Raw genomic sequence first — 22,779 nt, forward strand, 5'->3', positions numbered from 1 at the left:
AAAAAAACTCAAAAAACCTTGTTAAATCAACGTTTTTGGCACTTTTTTTCCTGATGTAAACGTTATCTATTATATCATTGTGCACAAAAAATATGTGGAAAAGTACAAACAAAAAGTGGCTAGATTCCCAACAAAAAAGTGCAAAAAACAAGCTGCGCCAAAACATGCTTTGACGCAGCGATAGATCATTCCCTATTTTCTTGATCATTTAGATAAAATTACCGAAACTTTCCCTTGTGAATGTTCGATCATTTGCTTATAATGGCCATTTTTTTCCATAAGCTGCTGATGAGTTCCATGTTCGATAATTTCGCCTTTGCTCATCACAATAATATTGTCTGCACCAATTATCGTTGACAGTCGGTGGGCAATAACAATTGTTGTTCTTCCTTTTGACACCAAGTCTAATACTCGATTAATTAATTGCTCTGTTTGTGAATCAAGGTTAGCGGTAGCCTCATCTAATATTAAAATACGCGGCTGGAATACTAAAATGCGAGCAAAGGAAATTAATTGACGTTCTCCTGCAGATAAGCCGCTCCCTTTCTCAGACAGCTTCGTATCATATCCCTCACTCATTCGTTCAATTATTATATCTGCACCAATAAAGCGGCACGCCTCAATAACCTTCTCGCGAGATATGTTTTCATCAAATAAACGAACATTATCTAACACACTACCTGTAAATAAGTATGGCTCCTGTTGAACAAGTCCCACAATGCGATGTAATCGCTCCTGCGGTATATTTTTTATAGATACACCGTCAATGGTTATTTCTCCTTGCTGAGCATCATAAAAGCGACAGAGCAAGCTGATCAGTGAGCTTTTACCAGCACCAGTAGAGCCTACAACGCCTAGCATTTGACCTGCTGGAATCGTTAGATTCAAGTTTTTAATGACAGGCTCTCCATTTTTATAAGCAAAGCTAACATTAGTGAACTGAATATCCCCCGTAATTTGCTTGACTGAAAGTGAACTGGGTATTGCTGAATCCTTTACTTCAGGTTCAGTCTCCAATATGCTCCATATCCGCTGAATCGCAACCGTAGCAGATTGGAGTGTATTCCACTGCTGTGATATTGTATTAATCGGTTGGAAAAACATGCGAATATATGTAATAAAGGCATATAAAACACCGAAGGATAATGTTTGCTCAAGCACTGCTTGCCCGCCAAACCAAACAACACAAGCGATTGCAATATTGTTTAACACCTCAAATGTACGGTTAAATAGCACATTGGTACGAATTTCTCTTAAATTTGCACGAAAATAGTCGTTGTTCTTCTCATTAAACTGCTTGCTTTGCTCCTGCTCTTGATGAAACACTTGAATTAACGGCATGCCTGCAAGATTTTCAGCCGTAAAAGCTACGAGGCGTGACAGCCTAGTTCTTGCAAGCTGATACGTTTTTCGCATATAAGAACGAAAGGCAAATGCAATTAAGGCAATAATGGGCAGCAGCAATAAGCTGTATAAAGTTAATGTAATATCCAGCTGAAACATCATTACTAGAATAAAGATTAAAGTGAATCCATCACGCACAATACTTAATACGACCTGATGAAAAAATTGGTTAACTGCTTCAGTATCACTCGATACATGTGTTATAAGGCTGCCGCTTGGTACGCGATCAAAATAGCTCATCGACAGCTTAGTTATATGATGAAATAATCGTTTGCGTATGCTTGCAACAATGCTTTGTCCAGCCTTTTGCAGCAAATTGCTTTGTAAATAAGTAAACAGCAGGCTAGTAATGGAAAGAGCGAGATAAGCACCTCCGATTAGCAGCAAGCTGTTGAACTGCGCGTTATCAGCTAATAAATGATCATCGATTGCTAGCTTGAGCAAATAAGGTTGGAGCAGATCACCAACAATGGCGATTAGGGTGCAGATGACAAACGCTGCAAAGGTCCGTCTATGCTCGCGTATATATCCGAATAAAATGCGAAAGCTTGAGCGATATTTCGGCTTAGGCTTCGGACCGTTCAAATCAGATTTCTGGTCCATTTGCCAATTATGAATTGCTTGTGCCATTTACGCGCGTCCCCTCCTCCTGTAGCTCATATAGCTTGCGATATAATCCATCCTGCTGTATAAGCTCTTGATGTGTCCCTTGTTGTACAATCTGCCCTTGATCAAGCACAATAATTTGATCAGCCAGTTTAAGAGCACTGACTCTGTTAGCAATAATTATTGTCGTTTTTCCTTTGCGGTATTTTGTAATGTTTTCTAAAATTTCAGTTTCAGTAATAGCGTCCACCGCACTTACGCTATCATCAAGAATTAAGAGCGGGGCATGTTTAATCATTCCTCGCGCCAGACTAGTGCGTTGGCGTTGGCCGCCTGACAGCGTAACTCCACGCTCGCCTAATACAGTTTCAAAGCGATCGGGAAAATCCATAATGTTGTCGTATATTCTCGCTTGCTGTGAAGCTGCTATTACTTTCTCCTGCTCGATTTCACGATTCGAAAAAGCGATATTCTCTCTAATCGTTGTACTAAATAAGAAGCCGTCTTGCGGAACGTAGCCAATGCTTTTCCTTAGGCTCGCAATTTTCAAATCTCGTATATCATCATTCCCATAATATATCGTTCCTCGTGGAGGATCATACAAGCGCAGCAAAAGCTTCATCAATGTTGTTTTCCCGCTTCCTGTTCGTCCAATAATTCCTAAGGTCGAGCCTTGTGGAATTTTCAAAGATATATTGCTTAATGCAGTGTGTTGCTTAGCTTTTCCTTTTCTATCTTGTGAATTGTCGCCTTGACCTGCTAAACTCTCCTCATAGTTGAACGAAAGATTGCGTATTTCAATGCTCATATTTCGCAGATCTATGTCTTTAGCATGTTCAACCTCAACAATATCTGGACTTTCAGCTAATAAATCATTTAATCGTTCAAGCGATGCCCGTGAGCGTTGCACAACATTAATGACGTTACCAAGCTGTTGCAGAGGTGTCATAAGCATACGAACGTATAATGTTAGGGCAACAAAAGTTCCGATGGTAATCGTGCCCTGCATCGTTAAGAAGCCGCCATAGACAATAGATATAACTAACGATAACGCTCCAAGAAACGGTATAGCAGCATGAAACAGCGAAGATATTTTTACAAGCCGCAGCTGTCTGTTACGAATTTCATCTACCGTTTTCCCAAAGCGAGCATTCATAATTGACTCAATGGCAAACTTTTTTGTAACGCGAATTCCAGCAAACTGTTCCTCTGCATTTGCCGTCATCGCACTAAGCGCCTCCTGCACTTGTCTAGAAAGTTGTTTTATGATTGGACCAATCCATACAACGATAACTGGAATAAAGAGCATTGGAATAATACAGATTAGAACCAAATAAAGCGGCACATTGGAAATTAGCAGCATTGCAACCGTCGAAACAAGCAGCATGGTAGCGTTTGCTGTTTGATTGACACCCATCGAGATTGATTCTCGAACTGCAGTTACATCATTCATAAAGTAACTTAATAGCTTACCAACACCGTGATTTGCATAAAAACGTTCACTTAGCGTTAAAAAGTGCTTGTAGAGACGTCCTCGATTCATATACTCAAAGTATCTTCCCGTATACATAACAATATATTGCGCAATGCCACCTAATACAGCAAAGCCAACACCAATTAGTAACAACTGCCAACCAGCATGCATTACTCCTGTCCAAGTAAGCCCGCCTGCTTGCAAATTATCTGTAAAATTACCTAACACCCGTGGGTATTGCACATTAATAAAATTGGCGATGGCATGCAACATAATTGATAAAACATAGGCTAACCAAGTTTTCTTAAAAAATTGTGCCAATATACCCTGCGAATCCAATTTATCTATCACTTCCTATATGTTTAATTATAATGGAGCAGCTAATTTTACTCCCATTTTATAGTTTATAACTAACTATTCATTTCTATCTCTCCATTAATCAATATCATGTACAAAATTATAAATGAAAAACTAAGTTTATGCGATATATCGTTATAACCAAAAGGTAAAAAAAGGCTATACAGACATTCTCCGCATAGCCTACAGTTAGAAATGAATTAACCTTTTTTCACAAATTCAGACTTAAGCTTCATCCCACCAAAGCCGTCAATTTTGCAATCAATATTGTGATCGCCCTCGATTAGACGAATATTTTTCACCTTAGTGCCTTGTTTTAGAACAGATGAGCTACCTTTGACTTTTAGGTCTTTAATAATTGTAACGCTGTCTCCATCCTTTAGTTCATTGCCAAATGCATCCTTAACAACAAGCTCAGAGTCTGCCTCAGACTCCGCCCCTACTGTCCACTCATGTGCACATTCAGGACATACAAGCAATGTTCCATCCTCGTAAGTATATTCTGAATTACATTTTGGACAGTTTGGTAAATTTGATGACATGTTTTCTACTCTCCTTGTTCAATTGATTACTTTATAGTCTATCAGTTTATATCACGAATCGTCTAGCAAACTAAGCAGTAAGTACGATAAATGTCAAATTTCCCTTTGGAAATAGTGTGCTTTACCTTACATATTGGTTAGAAAAAAACAAAAGCCTGCAAGAGCCAGTGATCTCTTTGCAGGCCTTCATATCGATCAATCTGATATTATTTTTTCCACGTTGCAAATGCTTCCTGTGGTGCTTTTTCTGTATTAAACTCTTTACCAACAATCGGAGCCAGTTTTTCTAGATCTTTAAGCAATGCAGCAAATTGATCTGGGAATAATGATTGTACCCCATCACCAGTCATTGAATTATCTGGATCTGTATGCATTTCAATAATTAAGCCGTTCGCTCCTGCAGCAATCGACGCCTTAGCCATTGGCTCAACAAGCTCTCTGCGCCCAGTACCGTGACTTGGGTCAGAAATAACAGGCAAATGACTTAGTGATTGCAATACTGGAATCGCAGATAAGTCCAAAGTGTTACGAGTATAAGTTTCAAACGTGCGAATACCGCGCTCACAGAGCATAACGTTTGGATTGCCACCTGCTAAAATATATTCTGCAGCATTAAGAAACTCATCATAAGTCGCACTAAAGCCACGTTTTAATAAAACAGGTGTTTTAATTGTGCCTAGTTTACGCAGCAAATCAAAGTTTTGCATATTGCGTGTACCTACTTGCAAAATATCTGCATATTCCGCACATACCTCAACATATTCTGGCGTCATAACTTCAGTAATCGTTAATAAGCCGTGCTTTTTGCCCGCTTCAGCCATCATTTTAAGACCTTCAACGCCGATGCCTTGGAAGCTGTATGGACCTGTTCTTGGCTTAAAGGCTCCGCCGCGAAGCACTTGACCGCCGGCTGCCTTAACTAGTCTTGCAATTTCATCAATTTGCTCTGGGCTTTCCACCGCACACGGTCCGCCCATCACAACAACATTGTTGCCGCCAATTTTTACTCCTTTTATTTCAATAATAGTATCATCAGGATGAAAATCACGGCTTGCTAGCTTGTAGGATTTCGATATTTTAATAACGTCTTCTACACCCTTCATTGATTTCAACTGTTCGCCAAGCTGCGGATCAACTTTTCCGACAATTCCAATTACAGTGCGATCCGTACCGCGCGACACATGTGCTTGTGTTCCTTCACGGCGCTCAATGAATGCAACGATTTCGTTCAATCTTTCCTCTGGTAAATTATTTTTCGTAATTACGATCATTTTTAATCTCTCCCTTTTCATTGACTGATCATATACATATAAGCAAATGGTTAATTAAGCTCTGCTGGCAATGCTCTTATCTCATGTTATGAGTGAAAACTTCCATATAGTCACTTTCTCGCTTTTATGCTTACACGCTTCGACGCTTTTATGCTTTTATGCTTTTATCCGATAAAGCAATATTACTCCGATTTGCTCAAAAAGTCAATAACGAAAAAAGAAGCTGGTAAGCTCATCAGTTGAAAACTAAAGAGCTTATCAGCTTGTTAAACTTGCTTCAAAGTTTCATATTTTCGGATTGTCACTTATAAAAAGCCAGCATTATTAGCCTTAAGATTGAGGTGAATCCAGCTTCCGCTTTAATAGCACAAATAGAAGCAGTACAGCAACGATTATGCTATATAATATTGTCGCCCCGATTGGCATTAGCTTATCTAACCAAGACGCTGTATCATAGTGTGTTAAAACATCCATTGTAAATTGCTGCGGAGGCAAAAGATAAGCTATAAATTTCAAGGTTTTCGGCAATTCATTATGGATTCCTTGTGCAGTCAGTGTCAATACAATAAGTAATGTTAAGGATAAAAAGGACATTAAGCGTGATTGAATAAATTTAGAGCTGAACCAGCTAGCTATTACAACCCCAAGCAATGCTGATACAACATGATATACAAACGCAAAGCACAGCTCTTCTAGCGTTGGCTCACGATTAAACTTATCGAAAAGAAATGGATATAGCACAGCATACAATGCGAACGGCACTGTAAACAGCCAGCAATACAACAGTTTAGCTATATAAAGTTTTAATAAACTTCCACAATGCAGAGTCGTAATATATTCTTGATTACCTGATTCTAAATCAATAAACGTATAACAAAGAACTGCGGCAATAACAAATAGAAATGATGCAGAAAATGAATAGCTGTCCATAACTGGATTCGGTACAACGGTATAAATAAATGCAATCCAACCAATATATACAAAACTAGCCGGGGCATAGCGATATGATCGCATAAAAATAGCATGTAAATAAGACAGCAGTGCAGGCATAAGCTAATGCTCCTTTCTTTGCAAGCTAATCATTTCAATCTCTCGCTCTATAAGCTCAAGTAAAAAGTTGCGATAATCTTTTCTGCTAACCGTAAACTTTATAAAATTCCTTTCATCCAAAGCGTAATTTACGTCAGAAAATGCTTTTATGAGCTGTTCAGCAGCTTGCTTATTCATCGAGACTGTTATTTCGAAACATACTTTCCACTGCTCCTGAAGCTCTTCACTTCCCTTCTCCTCTAATAGCCCTTTCTGAATCCAAAATGTTCTTACAGAAAATCGGCTCACTAATAACGGGTCATGAACAGCAGCCAAAATTGCTGTACCCTCCTCATTAATTTTCTGTAACGAAGCAACTAAATCGTCTACGGATTGCTTGTCTAATCCAGAAAACGGTTCGTCCAGCACTAGTAAATCTGGAGTTGTGAGCATCGCTTGCATAATGTTTAGCTTTTGCAGCATTCCTTTCGAGAAAGCTGTCATCTTCAAGCTTTTGCTTTGTTCGAGATGAAATAGTCTATGTAACTCTGTAATGCGCTCCTGAAGCTTGTATCCTGAAAGTTTTGATAATTTACCCATATGTGTTAAGTATTCAGTAGATGTCATTCTTAGTTGAGGTAATCGGTCTGGTGTATAGCCGATTAAAAATTGGGGATGCTTGGTCAATCTTTGACCTGAGTTAAAAGGAATTAATCCACTAATAATTTTCAGTAACGTACTTTTACCAGAACCGTTACTGCCCCTAATTACAATAAATTCGCCTGGCTTAATATTTATTGAAACATTACGCAGAATCTCGCGACTCCCATATTTCTTTGTTACATTCTGCAAACGAATAAGCGAAACGTTATCATCGAGCATTGTTCTTCACCCCATTTAAAATAACAAGGTGGCTAGTAAATCGGTACGAATTGACCGCTAGCCACCTTTTGCTTATTGCTTAACTTTAATTTTTGGTAAAATTTTATCCATATTAACTGAACGTTTAATTGGCCATGTGCTTGGGTCGTTATGATCATATTGTGCTAAATAATCAATGACTTCCTTCGTTAATGCAGTCGGCGTGGATGCGCCAGAAGTAACTGCTACGCGCTCAATGCCTTGTAGCCATTCCTGTTTTAACTCAGATAGATCAGCAATTCGATACGCCTTAACTCCAGCGATTTGCTCAGCAACTTGCGCTAAGCGATTTGAGTTATTACTGCGCGGATCACCAACTACAATACATAGCTGTGCTTCACCTGCTTGACTCGCTACTGCCTCTTGTCTTACTTGTGTAGCAAGACAAATTTCATTATGCACCTCAGCATGAGGGAATTTTTCCTTAAGCTTTTCGATAATATGTCGAATATCCCATTGCGACATCGTCGTTTGATTCGTAATAATTAGCGGCGTGTTGGGATCAAAGCTTAAGCTATCGATTTCATCCTCTTTCTCTATGAGATGCACCATACTCGGAGCAACACCAATTGCTCCCTCTGGCTCCGGATGTCCTTTTTTACCTATATAAATTGTATGATAGCCTTGTTCACTTTTTTCGCGAATAAGATCATGTGTCTTCGTCACATCAGGGCAAGTTGCGTCAACTACAGTTAACCCTTTTTCACGTGCTTTTCTACGCACCTCTGGCGAAACGCCATGTGCAGTAAATATGACAGTACCAGATTCAATTTTATCTAAGATTTCAAGACGATTTGGCCCATCAAGAGTAATAACTCCTTCTGCTTCAAATGCCTTCGTTACATGTGCATTATGAACAATCATGCCTAAAATATATATCGGTTTAGGCAAATTTTGGTTTTTGGCTGTTTGCAGAGCAAGCACCATAGCATCTACAACACCGTAGCAATAGCCTCGTGGAGATATTTTAACAATTTCCAATTTCGCACCTACTCTCTATTCATTGCGTATCTATTCATTATAGACGATTGCAACGCTTAGGAAAAGTGGATAGGCAGCCATATTGTAAATGTGGAGCCTTTTCCAAATTCCGTAACAACTTCAACGGAGCCTTGATGCTCCTCAATAATCCATTTTGCTATCGCTAAACCAAGCCCTGTTCCAGGATTAACTCCGCGAGATTCATCTGCTCGATAGAAACGATCAAAAATATGTGGAACTTGTTCTGGCTTCATTCCAATTCCTGTATCGCTAATTACCCATGCCATATGGGTATCATTCGTTTTAACTGTAAAGGTTACGCTGCCTTCCGATGTATATTTAAATGCATTTTCAATGAAAACAAAAAGCAATTGCTGTAAGAAATCCTCGTTGCCGTATACTTTTATGCCCTGCAATGGAGATAAATCTCCTACCTCCCAGTTCGCCTTGCGCGGCAAAAGTTGAGCTCTACGGACAACCGCCTCCGTTAATGCAAGAATATCAACCTCAGCTTTATCCATAACATAACCAGCGTCTGCACGGGCTAACGCTAACAGATCATTAACTAAAGTAGACATTCGCTTCGCTTCTGCTGAAATATCAAGCATTGCCTCTTGCGATAGCTGAAAATGATCTGCTGACAACGTAACGACGTCTAACATTTGCTTGTCACAGACTTGCTTCGTTTGTGCCCACATTTTTTCTAATAAATCAATGTTACCGCGAATGGTTGTAAGCGGAGTTCGCAGTTCGTGAGACGCATCTGACACAAAGCGGCGCTGAGCCTTATATGCTTCATCAAGCTCATTATATGCCTTCTCTAGCCTTGACAGCATCAAATTTAGTGTGTTTACAAGCGTACCAATTTCATCATTTACTTTTGGTGGCGGAATCCGCACGCTTAAGTCTGAGCCATGTTCAATTGATTTGGTAGCATCAATGACCTTTTCAATTGGTCTAAGAGCCCCTCTAGCAATAACCATTCCTACTGAAAACGCGATCAGTACAGATCCAATTGCAGAAATGATTAAGCTTTTAAGTAATCCTTCAAGAAATTTATCCTCATTATATGGGATGGCCCCAACTTGCAGCAGACCAATAAGCGTATTATCAACGATAAGCGGACGCTGATACGTAAGCATTTTATATTTTTTGCTGGCGATAACAACCTCGGTCTCCACAAAACCTTTCTGTGGGTACGATTTGGCTTCAGGATAAGGAATCGAAAATTGCTGTTCTATTAAATTATTAGATTGTCGAATTCTTCCATTACTATAATTGACTAATTGAACATATAGGTTTTTACCTTCAACATATGTTTGGCGGTCAACATTAAGATCAAGTGAATTAAATAGCCGTGTCTCAGTAACATATACATTCATTTTTTCAGTCTGTTCACGCAGCTCAGCTTTTAATTGAGCATAAGTATTCCAGCTAATAAATAAATAGACGACAATACCAAAAATGAATAATGCTCCTGCCAGCATTGCTGAATACCATAGTGTTAATCTCAGGCGCAACGACACAGCTCTAACCTGCCTCTCCTTTAAGCACATAGCCAGTACCGCGAACGGTAACAATAATTCGACTATTACCGCCTTCCTCTAGCTTTTGGCGTAGCATTGCAATATATACTTCTAATACATTAGATTCTCCACTAAAGTCATAGCCCCAAATTTTTTCCATAATTGTATCACGAGTCAGTACCCGCTTAGGATTTTGCATAAACAATAATAACAGCTCGTACTCCTTAGAAGTAAGCTCAATTCTTCGGCCTGCACGAATCGCTTCACGCGCATCAAGATCCAAAACTAAGTCTTCAAAGGTTAACACGCTTTCTTGTTTGGTCGTTCGCTCGCCCTTGCGACGAAACAATGCACGCGCTCTTGCCAGCAGCTCTTCAAGCGCAAACGGCTTAACAACATAATCGTCTGCTCCAAGATCTAGCCCCTTTACCCGATCATTAATTTCATCCTTTGCAGTTAACATAAGGATCGGAACATCACTGCCGCTTTCTCGAATACGGCGACATACTTCCATTCCATCTATATAAGGCATCATTACATCAAGAATAACGAGATCAGGCTCTTTAATCATAAACTGCTTTAATCCATCTGCTCCATTATTCGCAATACTGACCTCATAGCCTTCAAAAGCTAAAGAACGTCTAAGCATCGAAGTAATACGATCATCATCATCAATGACTAAAATAGATTGTCTCATATAAGTCCTCCTATATTATAAGAGGATGTTCAAAAAGTCAGCAAAAACTGTCAATCTGAACATCCCTTAAATTACTGCGGATATATTTGCTGTTGAAACGCTTAGGAAGCATTTTCTACAGTCTTCCAGATGCAATTTCCTTCGTTAGCCTATAGCTTTATATTAGCCGAATCATTTACAGTTTCAATAGTTTTCTTATCGTTTAATCTAAGTTAAATTGGTTTTTATCTCCAATCTCAACGGATAGCTTAATCTGTTGTCCGTCACGAATAATAGCCAATTCAATGACGTCTCCCACTTTTTTCTCTTTAATATAACCCACTAGCTCTTGATAATTTTTTATTTTTTTATCATCGGCAGCTGTAATAATATCGTATTGCTTAATGCCTGCTTTGTAAGCTGGTGAGTTGTAGTAAACGCTGCGAACAATTGTGCCTTCCGTACTGTTTAGACCAAGTTGCTGAGCAAGATTTTCCGTTAAATCTGATAAATCTACACCAATAAATGGTGAAGCATCAGCAGCAACCGGCTCGTTATTTTTCAAAGATTCAAGCACTTCCATAATCGTTGAAGTTGGAATTGCAAAGCCGATACCTTGTGCTTGCGAGCTAACTGCAGTGTTAATTCCAATAACTTCGCCATTCATATTTAACAATGGTCCACCTGAATTCCCTGGGTTAATTGAAGCATCAGTTTGCAATAAATTTTCATAATTTCGTGTACCTTCGGAATCAGTAATATCGATCGGACGCTCTTTCGCACTAATTACACCGACAGTTAATGTATGATCAAAGCCATATGGATTACCAATTGCTACTACCCAGTCCCCAATTTTAGTTGTATCAGAGTTTCCAAGCTTCAATGTTGGAAATTGTGTATCACTGTCCACCTTTAATACGGCTAGGTCAAGCTGATAGCTTGAACCAAGTAAAGTAGCTGTAAACGGCTCTTCATGACCTTCAACAATGACGCGAATTTCATCTGCATCAGACACTACATGCTGATTCGTTAAAATGTAACCGTCTGATTCAAAGAAAAAGCCTGTCCCCATACCGGTTTGCACTAGCTCTTTCGATTGCTTTTCCTCTACTTTAGGTGCATCGTATCCGAAAAACTGTCTAAAGAACGGATCATCAAATAATGAACTGCCGCTGCTTCTTTGCTGCGAATAGGTTTCAATTTTGACAACAGCAGGGCTTGCACTGCTAAATAATTCAGAAATATTATCTGGCCGATCCATCATCAGCGAAGTCGCAGTTCCTTGCGTATAACCACTGCTGGAGCCGCTTGAATTCCCGCTTTTTGCATTGCTTTGCATTACTGTTGCTTCCTTAGAGAACCAATTTTGCACATCAGCGGTATACATAAGTAACCCAACGGCAACTACGCCAGCCATAAACGATAAAAAGATTTTACCAAAACCACTTGAATGCTGTTTATTTTTTTTCGCAAATGGATCTTTACCAACTGTTGAAGTTGTAAACGAACGATAAGTGGCAGCTTGATTGGCTTCATTTGAGGTTGCGCCAAAGCTTGGCTGTTCTCCTGTATTTTCTTGAGCTGATTGATGACTATTCATATATTGATTAGTTTCATATGGTCGATTGTTGCTGCCGTATGCATAGTTAGAGTGTTGTTGCGGAGCCGACTGATAAGACTGCTGCACTGGTCTAACTGGTTGAGTATGACCGAACGAATAGTAAGTTGGACCTTCTTGCTTACCTGTATTTTGAGGTTGAGAAGGTGAAGAATTTATCGGAGTAAATTCAGCATCCTCAGAAACTCGATCGTTTCCTTGAGCATAGCTTGAATGAGACTTATTAAGTTCAGAAGCTCCATTTTGCTGGTTATTGTCTGCTCTTCCAGCTTCAAAATATTTGTCGCGGTTGTCGTTATTCATAGAATAACTCCTCCTATCTTGATACTGTTTGTTTCTCATTATTGTTAATTCTATAATGCACAAGCTTCCTTAAAAGAAACTTAAAAATTCATGAAATCATAATAAAATATTATAACCAAAAAGCCTATATTGTAGCGTATTTTTTTATTTTGGCAATGGTTTAAATAGCAAAAATGAATAAAGAAAAAGAGCCTAAAAAGGCTCCTAATTTCTAGTCAAAACTCCCTTGATGCATTATTCCTTATCAATTTGCTCCATATCTGACACTGCTTCATTTGCGATTGCTTTAATTTCATCCTCAGAAAGTCCTAATTTTTTCAAAAATTCTTTGCGACTGTTAACCGCTTGAAGCGCTATTTCCTCAGCACTGCTGATCTTTTTCTTAGCTGTAGCTAAATCTTCTTTAGCTCCTGAATCCAAATATTTTACAATGGTCTGAGCAGCTAATCGATGCTCTTTTTGAAACTTCTGGAACGTTGCCAAGTATGCGGCCTCATCCTCGGTCTTGCCAAAGTCGAATGTAAATCTAGCAGCTTCGCTGTCTAGTTTTTTGCTATATTCATTTAAATACGACTTGGACGTTCTGCCATTTGAATAATAATCAACATAATTTGTTAATGATTTATGATTGCGATAAACTGTTAAAAAATCTTTCCATGCTTGTTTATCTACTTCTAATCCTTGAGCGATCAGCTCACTATCTGTTGTTTGGTTTACTTCAGTTTGGTTTACTTCTATTTGATTATCTTTGACAGTTTCATTAGTTTTACTCGATATTACCTGAATTACTACAACTATTAAAGCTGCTATACACATGGTACCAAAATACATCAATACCATTTTTCCTAGACATCCAAAGCATCCTGCCGTTGGAACCACTTCTTGATTAGACGGCGGAGGTGGGGGTACCGGAGAATTTGAATTTGGAGAAGAAGCAAATAAACTAAATCCTGCTTTTTTACCGCACTCTGAGCAATATTTAGCGTTAGACGCAAGACGAGTACCACACTTTGAACATTTCATCAATTATCACCTTAATTTATAATCTTTTTTTATATTACCATATAATTCTAAACTTAGACTATTTAATTTTAATTTTCTCTAAGTAATTAGATTTATGGCAACGAGCAAACTAATGCAAATAAAAAACCGCTGCAATATTTGCAACGGCTAATAAAAAACTATTAATTTATTTAACAATATAAATTGTCTCGCATAAGTTCGTTTGCCTTCACTAGTAAACTAAACTAATTATATTCTTTGTCCGTAGCTAATGCTTATTCACCCAACCCTTGCGATGCGCCAGCACAGCAAGCTGCGTACGATCTTCCAATTCGCATTTCATTAACAGATTGCTTACATGAGTTTTAACAGTTTTTATACTTATATGAAGCTCATCGGCAATTTCCTTATTAGACAAACCATCCGCGATAAGCAGCAGCACCTCGCGTTCCCGCTCCGTAAATGACTCATCTCCTTGCTGCGTGCGTTGAATCCGCAAGCCGCGAGTTAACGATTGCGACACTTCACTGGTCATTACAGGCATGCCTTTTAATGCGCCCTTTAAAGCAAAAATAAGTTCCTCCGCCGATACAGTTTTCAATACATAACTTACCGCACCAGCCTCAATCGATTGGTAAACTTTATCATCCTCTAGGAAACTTGTAAGCATTACAATTTTTATATCAGGATATTTGGCAGTGATTGCTTTTGTAGCTTCAATCCCGTTCATTTGAGGCATCATTAAATCCATTAAGATTAAATGAGGAAGCTGTTCACATTGCTGCAAGTAATCGAGTGCCTCCTGTCCGTTGGATGCCTCTGCAATAACCGTAAAGGACGGCTCCAGCATTAAATACGTTTTAAGTCCAAGACGTACCATATCGTGATCATCAACGATCATAATGTTTACAACTTCATCCATCTTATATCTTAAGCTCCTTTTCAATTAACTTAGGAATTGTAACTTTAACAATCGTTCCTCTGCCTTCCTTGCTTATAATTTCTGTATTACCGCTCAGCTTTTTTGCTCTCTCTTGCATCGTAGATAAGCCGTACGATTTGCGAGTCAGTGCTTCCTGCTTAAATCCTATACCGTCATCTTCTATCGTAACTATCACACGATTATCGGTTTCATAGAGTGTCAATTGACAGCTTGTACATTGAGCATGCTTCACAATATTAGCCATTGCCTCTTGAATAATAAGAAAAAGTTGGTGCTCTTTCGCATCAGAAAGGGAAGATTCAATAAGATAGTCCAGTCTGCCTTGAATATTATTTTGTCTACAATAATCAGGATACCAATGGTTTAATGCTTCCGCCAAGCTGCGATTTTCCAGCTCCATCGGTCGTAAATGAGCGATAAACTTACGCATTTGCTGCTGTGCATTGCTTGACATCGTCACAAGCTGCTGCATCACTACGCTTGCTTGCTCAGGATTAACTTCTTGCAGCTTTTGTAAGGAAGAAGCGCTCATGTGAATTGCAAACAGTTGCTGACTAACACTGTCATGCAAGTCTCGAGCCAAGCGTTTTCTTTCTTCAAAAACTGCTGTTTCAACCGAAGCTGCCTCCTGCAACACTTTTGCCTCTCCTAGCACTTGGATATAGGCAAGCTTCTGCTCAGTTTGCTCAAGAAAATCGTTAAATTGTTCATACCATTCCTTGAACGGATCGTTTTCATCGTATTGGACACGAGCTGAATAGTCGCCATTATAGGCATCCTTTAACGCAAATTCCAGCTTTTCAAGTGCAGCTCGATCATTGCGCACCAATATTTTAGCGAGAATTGCACTAATAATTGTACTTAGTAATAGCAAAATTAGGATCAGTGTAAACCAGGGCATTAAGTTGTGTAGCAACTCATACAAAATCGTTGTACAAGCTGCTGTCAGCACGCCTAGCAATATGAAATGAATATTTCTGCTAATACCGGCAAAGAACACATTATTTTTACTCATGTTATCCTACCTTTTTTACTTTTACGTCACCAATAAAGGTTGATACCTCAAGATATATTTTACGATCGCAATCCTCATAGTTAGGCGTGCTTAAATGATAAGAACCCATTAATCCAGATTCCTTTTGATCAATCAGCTTTGTATCTCCAATAAATGAATTCATCTGAATCGAAACACCAAGTGTTACATCATTTGGCACAAACACTTTTACATCCCCTATAAAGGCAGACACTCTAATTCGTGTTTCACCATAAGGGATATGAGCTTTCGATAAATCAAGCTTCATATCACCAATGAATGCAGACAAATTCATCGGCTTTAACTCCCAATGCTGCTTACCATAATGAATGTCACCAATAAACACTGAACGCTCAATCGTACCGCGATCAGAACTATATTTCGTGTACGCTGTATTGTCATTAGGAGGCACATGCTCTGATTTCATCCCGCTGTACCCTTTATTGGGGTCAACATTTACCGAAGAAAACGGTGTGTCATCTGGCGGTGGTGGCGGCGGAGCCATATTAGGATTGTAATAATCCCAACTTTGCTCTTTGTAATCATCAGTAGAACGAGATTGCTTAATCATTTTTACACCGTACATAACAATGCTTATCCCGACAACGATCATAATTAATTTTCCTAGACTAAAAGCAAAGCCAAGCTGCTTTGCAACAAACCATACACCAACAGCGATAACAAGCAGCGATACGCCATACTTATCGATAAAAGAACGCTTCATCGTAATTCTCCTTTCCAACAACCTTAAGTCTATGCTTAAAGTATAGCAAAGGAAAACAGCTTATTATAGCGACGTGCGATTGAAATTGATCTCGGTCTAGAGACTGATATTTCTTAGGCAATCTTTCAATGAATAAAACGATAGGCAGATCAAAATTAGAAAAGAGTCAATTGTAATCTCTTGGATAAACTGAGTCATAAGAGGAAGCAATTTGCTAATGGCTATAGCGTAGGAAGGAAAAATAGCAGGTGACACAGTAACATTTAAGAGTTAATTATCGTAATTGATCTCTGCATTATAAATATGCTGTGCTCCGCCTGTAAACCCTACTGGCAACTACCATTAGCAGCAGGGTTTATTAAGCGTGCTGAAAACCATTCTCTTTCAGAGCACTTAGCTGCTTATCCTTAAGTCTACTCCAAGCACTCCAATAATTTCACCGGTATCACTATAAATTGGCACAGATAATGTTTGACAGAGTTGCTTTGTAATCGCAGACACATAGGAATTAGACTTATAATTTTCACCAGCGATCGCTCGCTTCCACCATTCTCGTCCTTTAGCATTAAGCAGTCCAGCATCAGGGATGGAAACGATAAAGGCGCCTTCTTTATCATTTGACCAAATTGCTTCTACTTCTGGTTGCTCCTCCAATAATGCCTTTAACTTTTCCTTATGTATGTGAGGATCGAGCGAACGAATATCAGCGTGTTGTGCAGCTGATTTTAGCCAAACCATTGTATTTTCACTGCTAGAATTAGTTACTTTAGTATCCTGATCAATATCAACTAGATTAATTGCTTCCTTCAAATCATTGGTTGCTTTTCCCATATTTTTGCGAATACGATCGAGCTTAGTAATTTGCTCTCTTTGTACATGATTAATTTTCAATGTATCTTCTACAGCAATAAGCGTTTTATTCACATGCTCTACTGCTTCCTGCAATTGCTCGATCACTTCACTCGTTGCTTGTGTCTGGATTGAACTGGACTGTCGCATATCATGAACAAGCTGATCAACTTCAACCATTCGTTCCGCTATTATATCCATTCGTTCCCGACTAATTGCAATATCTGCAACACCAAGCTCGACCGATTGCTGCTCCTGCTGTACCGCTTCAGTAACAAGCTTTACTCCTCGTTCAATTTGCTCAACAAGCTCAGTGGACTGTTTAACAGTTTCATTACTTTGCTCTGCTAACTTGCGAATCTCACTGGCAACGACAGCAAAGCCTCGCCCGTATTCGCCTGCATGAGCAGCTTCGATGGAAGCGTTTAAGGCAAGCAATGATGTTTGCGATACGATTGATTGAATTAAATTGTTCAATTCATAAATTTGTGAAGTGTGCTGGATTAAGTCTTGTATATGTTTAATCATGTTGACATTATTTTGCTTAAGATGATTCATCATACTTTCTGTTTTTTGCAGCGACTGCTGTAAATGAAGTGTTGCTTGCTTTGTTTCCGAACTTTGCTCTGTTAAATGATCAGAGGCATGACTAATTTGCTCTGCTGCTGCAGATACCTCTTGAATTGAGGAAAACGATTGTATAATTTTATTTGCTGCAAGCTTACTATGATTTCTTAATGTTTGTTCCTGCTGATATGACTGATCAGCAATTGCTCCTAATTGAATCATGGCTTGATCCACTTCATCAACTGCCGCAACTAACTGGTCGGAGATCACGATAGATTCATTGTAGAGCCCTTTCATTTGATCGATATACCGCGTGTTTTCTCGTTCTGTTTCACGCTGTTTCGCCCATGAAAATACGCCTAGCATGTAATCTTTCCCTCCATCCATTGTAATATAAGCACATTATATAGAAATTGACTTTTTAAGGAAAGTAGATCACTTGTTATGTAATCGCTTTCAATATTACATTATTTGATATAATCTTTGTGTTTTTATGCTAAAAAATAACGATGACTCCTAACTATTAAAGTCATCGTTATTTCACTTTTGAGAAGCAGATATTGAATCAGCTTCTAGGTTTACTTTGTTTTTACAGTGCATATTGCTTTAGTAACTCCTCTGTTGTCTGTTCTCGTTGCTGCTCTTTATGAAGTTCTTCAAAAATGTCTGCCATACATGCTCGGCACTGTTCTTCTGTTTTACAACGCTGTGCATCCTCGCAATGATAGCAAACTGTTAATAAAAATTTTGTTACTTCATTATGCATTTCTTTTGTCATCATAAACACCTCTTTAATCATTTATGTATTAGACTTTCTATGGTTTAAGCATAACTGATTTGAATGAAAAAATATGTGATTTTTTTCACAAATATAATTGTAATAAATTTTAACTTTTTGCAACAATGCTTAATGTATATTTCATCTGCCACAACCGCTATTTTTAACGTCAGTGGAAGCAGCAGATGAATGAAAAATACACTTATTAGGACATTTCTAAGGATTTATCTGATTACTCTTTATCGTCCCATTTCATAACTGCCTCTATAATAATTGAAAGTATAACCCCCATTAAAAAACCGTTGCTTACTAATGGCTGGATTAATGAAGGAAGGCTAGTAAACAGCTTTTCATCGGCCATCATAATGCTGACACCCAGCAAAACAGGAGCAGCTATCCGATGCACAGTTACTGAGTTAAATTGGTAAGGTGCTACGCTTTTTAGGGCTGTACCGAATAATTGCAAATAAGCAACAAAAAGCACTGCGTTTCCTAATGTAATCGGAAGATTTGCAAGCATAACGGCAAGTGACGGAACTACACCTAAAAGAACGATGAATGCCCCTCCCCAATAGAATGGCTTTTTTTCATAAATTTGCGTGCTTTCTAGAAAGCCAATCGATGAGGCAAACGGTGCGTAGGCAACTAAGCCAAAAAATGAAGCAACTACACTATAGATGCCGGTTAAGAAAATAGAATTGCGATATTGCGAATGCTGTGGATTATCCTTATAAAGAGATGTCGCTGCACTGATCGAAGCAAACGTATTGCTAATATTCAGCATACAAGCGATAAATGTCACAATAATAATGCCCAGCTCTAAATTAGGTTGACCAAGCGGAAATATCAGCTTTGCTCCTGTTGTTAATGCGTCTGTTGATGATTCTAGCGCTGATGACGCCTGATTATGAAATAATAAGCTATAAATTGGCCAGCCGACAATAATTCCAATTAATAATGAAAAATTACTTATAATAGCATTACCCTTAATTTTTAATACTGCGACAAATAAAGCAATGATTATCGAAAAAACAGTAATCGGTATAATTATCGATCCATCCTCAGCAATTCCTAACATGCCGTTAAAAAAGATCACTGCCAATTGAATAGATAAAAGCAATAAAAATACGTTCATAACCATCGGTTTAAAAATACGATGAATCGCTGATACCGCACCACATAACGCAAGCAAGATCGTTACTCCGCCTGCAAGCAGCATACCTGTGGCAATTCCTCCGCCGATTTCCTGAAGCGACAATCCAAGCGTTGGCGCTGAGGAACCAAGGGTTAACATTAAGCCCCACAAGATGCCTGATGGCCCCTCTAACAACGGATAACGATGACCAATCCAGCCTTGAATAATACAAGCTAATCCCGTAACAATAAGCGAGGTGCGCAGCATCACGACTACTTCGCCTGAAGTTAGCTCAAATGCGGTACCAATCGAAATTGGTACAACGACGACATTTACAAAAATAAAAAACATCCATTGCATTGAAGCAAAAAATGTCATTCCTTTATGTTGCAGCTTCATATTCACCATTCCTAGAATATATGTATGAAAGGGAGTGCCGCTAGACACTCCCTTGCTAAGTAATCATTAACGTTGATTGTTATTAGTTTGCTTCTTAAACGATTGCTTTTCATTTTCGTGTTGCTGTTGTTGACCTGGCTCTTCTGCAAATTCTGCATCAGCATTCTTGTTAACAACTTGCGCTTGTTGCTTATTACGTTTTGCCACTGCTATCACCTCCCAAGTAATAGTATGGTTTCTTTTCCCCATACTATTCACTTGGGAAGCACCTATATTTGGCACGCATAAAATCGAAAATTATTGAGCTTTCGTTGCAATTTCTTTTTGTACGAGTGCAATAAAATCAGCGATTGGCATTGAACCAATATCTCCCTCGCCGCGTTTACGCACAGAAACTGTACCCGCTGCTTTCTCATTTTCACCAACGACAAGCATATACGGTGCTTTTTCAAGCTGTGCCTCACGAATTTTGTAACCAAGTTTTTCATTGCGAAGGTCGCTTTCAGCACGGATACCAGCATCAAGCAATTGCTCATTGACTTGAGTTGCATACTCTTCATATACAGTAGATACTGGAATAACTTTTGCTTGTACAGGAGACAGCCATAGCGGCAATGCACCAGCAAAGTTTTCGATCAAATACGCAGTCATACGCTCCATTGTACTAATGATACCGCGATGAATGACGACTGGACGATGTTTTTTACCATCATCACCGATATATTCTAGCTCAAAACGCTCTGGCAGCAAGAAGTCAAGCTGTGCAGTTGACAATGTTTCCTCTTTACCAAGCGCAGTTTTAATTTGAACGTCTAGTTTAGGACCATAGAACGCAGCTTCACCCTCTGCTTCAAAGAATGGCAAGCCTAGTTCTTCAACAACCTCACGCAACATACGTTGAGAAGTTTCCCACATTTCATCGTTCGGGAAATATTTCTCAGTATCCTGAGGATCGCGATAAGATAAACGGAAGCGATATTCTTTAATTCCGAAGTCTTCATAAACTTTGCGAATTAAGTTAATAACGCGAGCAAATTCTTCTTTAATTTGGTCAGGACGACAGAAAATATGAGCATCATTCAATGTCATCGCACGAACGCGGTGTAAGCCTGTTAATGCTCCTGACATTTCATAACGGTGCATTGTCCCCATTTCTGCAACACGAACTGGCAAGTCGCGATAAGAGCGCATTTCACTTTTATAAACCATCATATGGTGTGGACAGTTCATTGGACGAAGCACAAGCTCCTCGTTATCCATTTGCATAGGCGGGAACATGTCTTCATTGTAATGATCCCAGTGACCAGAAATTTTATATAGCTCAACGTTAGCCAACACTGGAGTGTAAACATGTTGATAACCTAAACGTTCCTCTAAATCAACAATGTAGCGCTCCATTGTACGACGCACTTTCGCACCATTAGGCAGCCATAGCGGCAAACCTTGACCAACCTCACGAGAGAAGGTGAACATTTTAAGCTCTTTACCTAGTTTACGATGGTCGCGCTTTTTTGCTTCCTCTAGGAAATGTAAATGCTCATCAAGCTCCGATTTTTTAGCAAATGCTGTACCATAAATACGTTGCAACATTTTATTTTTAGAATCCCCGCGCCAGTAAGCACCCGCTACGTTAAGCAGTTTGAACGCTTTAATGCGCCCTGTGCTTGGCAAGTGAGGGCCGCGGCAAAGGTCAAAAAACTCACCTTGATCATAAATAGTAATGACGGAGTCTTCTGGCAAGTCATTAATTAGCTCAAGCTTCAGATGGTCATTAATTTCTGTATAAATTTTTAGTGCTTCTTCACGGGAAACTTCGCGACGACGAATCGGCAAGTTTTCACCAATAATACGGTTCATTTCTTTCTCAATTTTCACCAAATCATCTGGTGTTAACGAATGATCCATATCAATATCATAATAGAAGCCATCTTCAATAACAGGACCAATACCAAGTTTTACATTTGCATCTTTATATAGACGTTTAATTGCTTGTGCCATTAGGTGGGCTGTACTGTGACGATACACCTCTAAGCCCTCTGCACTTTCTACAGTAATAATTTCTACAGTTGCATCTTCTTCGATTGGTCTGTAAACATCAATCACTTTACCGTTTACTTTACCAGCAATCGCATTTTTTTTCAGACCTGAGCTTATAGACGCAGCGATTTCTTCAGTTGTTACGCCAGCAGGATACTCGCGCACTGCGCCATCTGGAAATGTAATGTTAATGTTACTCATTTGTCGATTTCCTCCTAGTTTTATTTTCTATAATTATTAAATTAAGCTTATTGGGACACAAAAAAAAGCACGCATCCCAATACAGGGACGAGTGCTTATCATCTCGTGGTTCCACCCTATTTCAACTACAATGAATGATCAAAATTGCAGTCCTCATAGCATCTGATAACGGAGATAACCGGTATTGCTTACTGATTGAACGACAATCCAACGTTCGGCGATACAGCTAAGAAGTGGTACAGCTATGTGCATCATGGAAGGAATTTTCAGCCAACGATTCCTCTCTCTGAGCCAGTGCGGCATAGTTGCATGTCTTCCTCATTGCTTTTTACATACAAGATATTATAATGCGAACGGAATAGGGAGTCAAGGAACAGATTCTTAATATGACTAGAAAATAAAG

At 39.0% G+C, this 22,779-nt stretch carries 19 protein-coding genes and 1 other annotated feature; all 19 genes read right to left on the reverse strand.

Annotation, left to right across the window (positions count from 1 at the left end):
* Positions 1–204: 204 nt before the first annotated feature.
* On the reverse strand, positions 205–2,034 hold the full coding sequence (locus tag AC2TDL_RS02560) for an ABC transporter ATP-binding protein (protein WP_484698557.1): 1,830 nt from the start codon (positions 2,032–2,034) through the stop codon (positions 205–207).
* A complete protein-coding gene (locus tag AC2TDL_RS02565; protein WP_484701009.1) occupies positions 2,015–3,823 on the reverse strand; it encodes an ABC transporter ATP-binding protein in 1,809 nt (602 codons plus the stop codon). Before AC2TDL_RS02565 ends, AC2TDL_RS02560 begins: the two co-directional genes overlap by 20 nt.
* 218 nt (positions 3,824–4,041) lie before the next feature.
* Positions 4,042–4,383, reverse strand: coding sequence for a zinc ribbon domain-containing protein YjdM (locus AC2TDL_RS02570; RefSeq protein WP_484698559.1), 342 nt, complete (start codon positions 4,381–4,383; stop codon positions 4,042–4,044).
* Between the two features lie 206 nt (positions 4,384–4,589).
* Positions 4,590–5,654, reverse strand: a complete 1,065-nt coding sequence (gene aroF, locus AC2TDL_RS02575) for a 3-deoxy-7-phosphoheptulonate synthase (protein ID WP_484698561.1) — start codon at positions 5,652–5,654, stop codon at positions 4,590–4,592.
* 330 nt (positions 5,655–5,984) lie between these two features.
* A complete protein-coding gene (locus tag AC2TDL_RS02580; protein ID WP_484698563.1) occupies positions 5,985–6,704 on the reverse strand; it encodes a hypothetical protein in 720 nt (239 codons plus the stop codon).
* 3 nt (positions 6,705–6,707) lie between these two features.
* Positions 6,708–7,565: an ATP-binding cassette domain-containing protein gene (locus tag AC2TDL_RS02585; protein WP_484698564.1), complete on the reverse strand. Its 858-nt coding sequence runs from the start codon at positions 7,563–7,565 to the stop codon at positions 6,708–6,710.
* A 72-nt stretch (positions 7,566–7,637) separates the two neighbouring features.
* Complete coding sequence (locus tag AC2TDL_RS02590) at positions 7,638–8,585, reverse strand: 4-hydroxy-3-methylbut-2-enyl diphosphate reductase (protein ID WP_484698566.1); 948 nt, start codon at positions 8,583–8,585, stop codon at positions 7,638–7,640.
* Positions 8,586–8,641: 56 nt separating this feature from the next.
* Positions 8,642–10,111 (reverse strand): sensor histidine kinase, encoded by a 1,470-nt coding sequence (locus AC2TDL_RS02595; RefSeq protein WP_484698567.1) that lies wholly within the window; start codon positions 10,109–10,111, stop codon positions 8,642–8,644.
* 4 nt (positions 10,112–10,115) lie between these two features.
* On the reverse strand, positions 10,116–10,808 hold the full coding sequence (locus AC2TDL_RS02600; protein WP_484698569.1) for a response regulator transcription factor: 693 nt from the start codon (positions 10,806–10,808) through the stop codon (positions 10,116–10,118).
* A 202-nt stretch (positions 10,809–11,010) separates the two neighbouring features.
* Positions 11,011–12,708, reverse strand: a complete 1,698-nt coding sequence (locus tag AC2TDL_RS02605; RefSeq protein WP_484698570.1) for a S1C family serine protease — start codon at positions 12,706–12,708, stop codon at positions 11,011–11,013.
* Between the two features lie 234 nt (positions 12,709–12,942).
* Complete coding sequence (locus tag AC2TDL_RS02610; protein ID WP_484698573.1) at positions 12,943–13,731, reverse strand: zinc ribbon domain-containing protein; 789 nt, start codon at positions 13,729–13,731, stop codon at positions 12,943–12,945.
* A 247-nt stretch (positions 13,732–13,978) separates the two neighbouring features.
* Entirely contained in the window at positions 13,979–14,632 is a 654-nt protein-coding gene (locus AC2TDL_RS02615) for a response regulator (protein WP_484698574.1), read from the reverse strand.
* A gap of 1 nt (position 14,633) precedes the next feature.
* Entirely contained in the window at positions 14,634–15,668 is a 1,035-nt protein-coding gene (locus AC2TDL_RS02620) for a sensor histidine kinase (protein WP_484698576.1), read from the reverse strand.
* 1 nt (position 15,669) lies between these two features.
* Positions 15,670–16,410 carry a cell wall-active antibiotics response protein LiaF gene (gene liaF / locus AC2TDL_RS02625; protein ID WP_484698578.1) on the reverse strand — a complete coding sequence of 247 codons (741 nt, stop codon included), beginning with the start codon at positions 16,408–16,410 and terminating at the stop codon, positions 15,670–15,672.
* A gap of 393 nt (positions 16,411–16,803) precedes the next feature.
* The gene (locus AC2TDL_RS02630; protein ID WP_484698580.1) at positions 16,804–18,192 is read right to left on the reverse strand and encodes a methyl-accepting chemotaxis protein; all 1,389 of its coding nucleotides are present in this window, start codon (positions 18,190–18,192) and stop codon (positions 16,804–16,806) included.
* A gap of 223 nt (positions 18,193–18,415) precedes the next feature.
* Positions 18,416–18,607, reverse strand: a complete 192-nt coding sequence (locus tag AC2TDL_RS02635) for a hypothetical protein (protein ID WP_484698581.1) — start codon at positions 18,605–18,607, stop codon at positions 18,416–18,418.
* A gap of 229 nt (positions 18,608–18,836) precedes the next feature.
* Positions 18,837–20,138 (reverse strand): uracil/xanthine transporter, encoded by a 1,302-nt coding sequence (locus AC2TDL_RS02640; RefSeq protein ID WP_484698582.1) that lies wholly within the window; start codon positions 20,136–20,138, stop codon positions 18,837–18,839.
* A 66-nt stretch (positions 20,139–20,204) separates the two neighbouring features.
* A complete protein-coding gene (locus tag AC2TDL_RS02645) occupies positions 20,205–20,345 on the reverse strand; it encodes a hypothetical protein (RefSeq protein WP_484698583.1) in 141 nt (46 codons plus the stop codon).
* 90 nt (positions 20,346–20,435) lie between these two features.
* The gene (gene thrS / locus AC2TDL_RS02650) at positions 20,436–22,376 is read right to left on the reverse strand and encodes a threonine--tRNA ligase (RefSeq protein ID WP_484698585.1); all 1,941 of its coding nucleotides are present in this window, start codon (positions 22,374–22,376) and stop codon (positions 20,436–20,438) included.
* A gap of 80 nt (positions 22,377–22,456) precedes the next feature.
* Positions 22,457–22,707: a binding site (T-box leader), on the reverse strand.
* Between the last annotated feature and the right edge of the window lie 72 nt (positions 22,708–22,779).

This window comes from Paenibacillus sp. plas6 (genome assembly GCF_057221655.1).

Bases quoted from the DNA above. Each gene is read 5' to 3' on its own strand.
- AC2TDL_RS02560 (WP_484698557.1), bottom strand. From the start codon at position 2,034: ATGGCACAAGCAATTCATAATTGGCAAATGGACCAGAAATCTGATTTG.
- AC2TDL_RS02570 (WP_484698559.1), bottom strand. From the start codon at position 4,383: ATGTCATCAAATTTACCAAACTGTCCAAAATGTAATTCAGAATATACT.
- aroF (WP_484698561.1), bottom strand. From the start codon at position 5,654: ATGATCGTAATTACGAAAAATAATTTACCAGAGGAAAGATTGAACGAA.
- AC2TDL_RS02580 (WP_484698563.1), bottom strand. From the start codon at position 6,704: ATGCCTGCACTGCTGTCTTATTTACATGCTATTTTTATGCGATCATAT.
- AC2TDL_RS02585 (WP_484698564.1), bottom strand. From the start codon at position 7,565: ATGCTCGATGATAACGTTTCGCTTATTCGTTTGCAGAATGTAACAAAG.
- AC2TDL_RS02600 (WP_484698569.1), bottom strand. From the start codon at position 10,808: ATGAGACAATCTATTTTAGTCATTGATGATGATGATCGTATTACTTCG.
- AC2TDL_RS02605 (WP_484698570.1), bottom strand. From the start codon at position 12,708: ATGAATAACGACAACCGCGACAAATATTTTGAAGCTGGAAGAGCAGAC.
- AC2TDL_RS02610 (WP_484698573.1), bottom strand. From the start codon at position 13,731: ATGAAATGTTCAAAGTGTGGTACTCGTCTTGCGTCTAACGCTAAATAT.
- AC2TDL_RS02615 (WP_484698574.1), bottom strand. From the start codon at position 14,632: ATGGATGAAGTTGTAAACATTATGATCGTTGATGATCACGATATGGTA.
- AC2TDL_RS02620 (WP_484698576.1), bottom strand. From the start codon at position 15,668: ATGAGTAAAAATAATGTGTTCTTTGCCGGTATTAGCAGAAATATTCAT.
- liaF (WP_484698578.1), bottom strand. From the start codon at position 16,410: ATGAAGCGTTCTTTTATCGATAAGTATGGCGTATCGCTGCTTGTTATC.
- AC2TDL_RS02630 (WP_484698580.1), bottom strand. From the start codon at position 18,192: ATGCTAGGCGTATTTTCATGGGCGAAACAGCGTGAAACAGAACGAGAA.
- AC2TDL_RS02635 (WP_484698581.1), bottom strand. From the start codon at position 18,607: ATGATGACAAAAGAAATGCATAATGAAGTAACAAAATTTTTATTAACA.
- AC2TDL_RS02640 (WP_484698582.1), bottom strand. From the start codon at position 20,138: ATGAAGCTGCAACATAAAGGAATGACATTTTTTGCTTCAATGCAATGG.
- thrS (WP_484698585.1), bottom strand. From the start codon at position 22,376: ATGAGTAACATTAACATTACATTTCCAGATGGCGCAGTGCGCGAGTAT.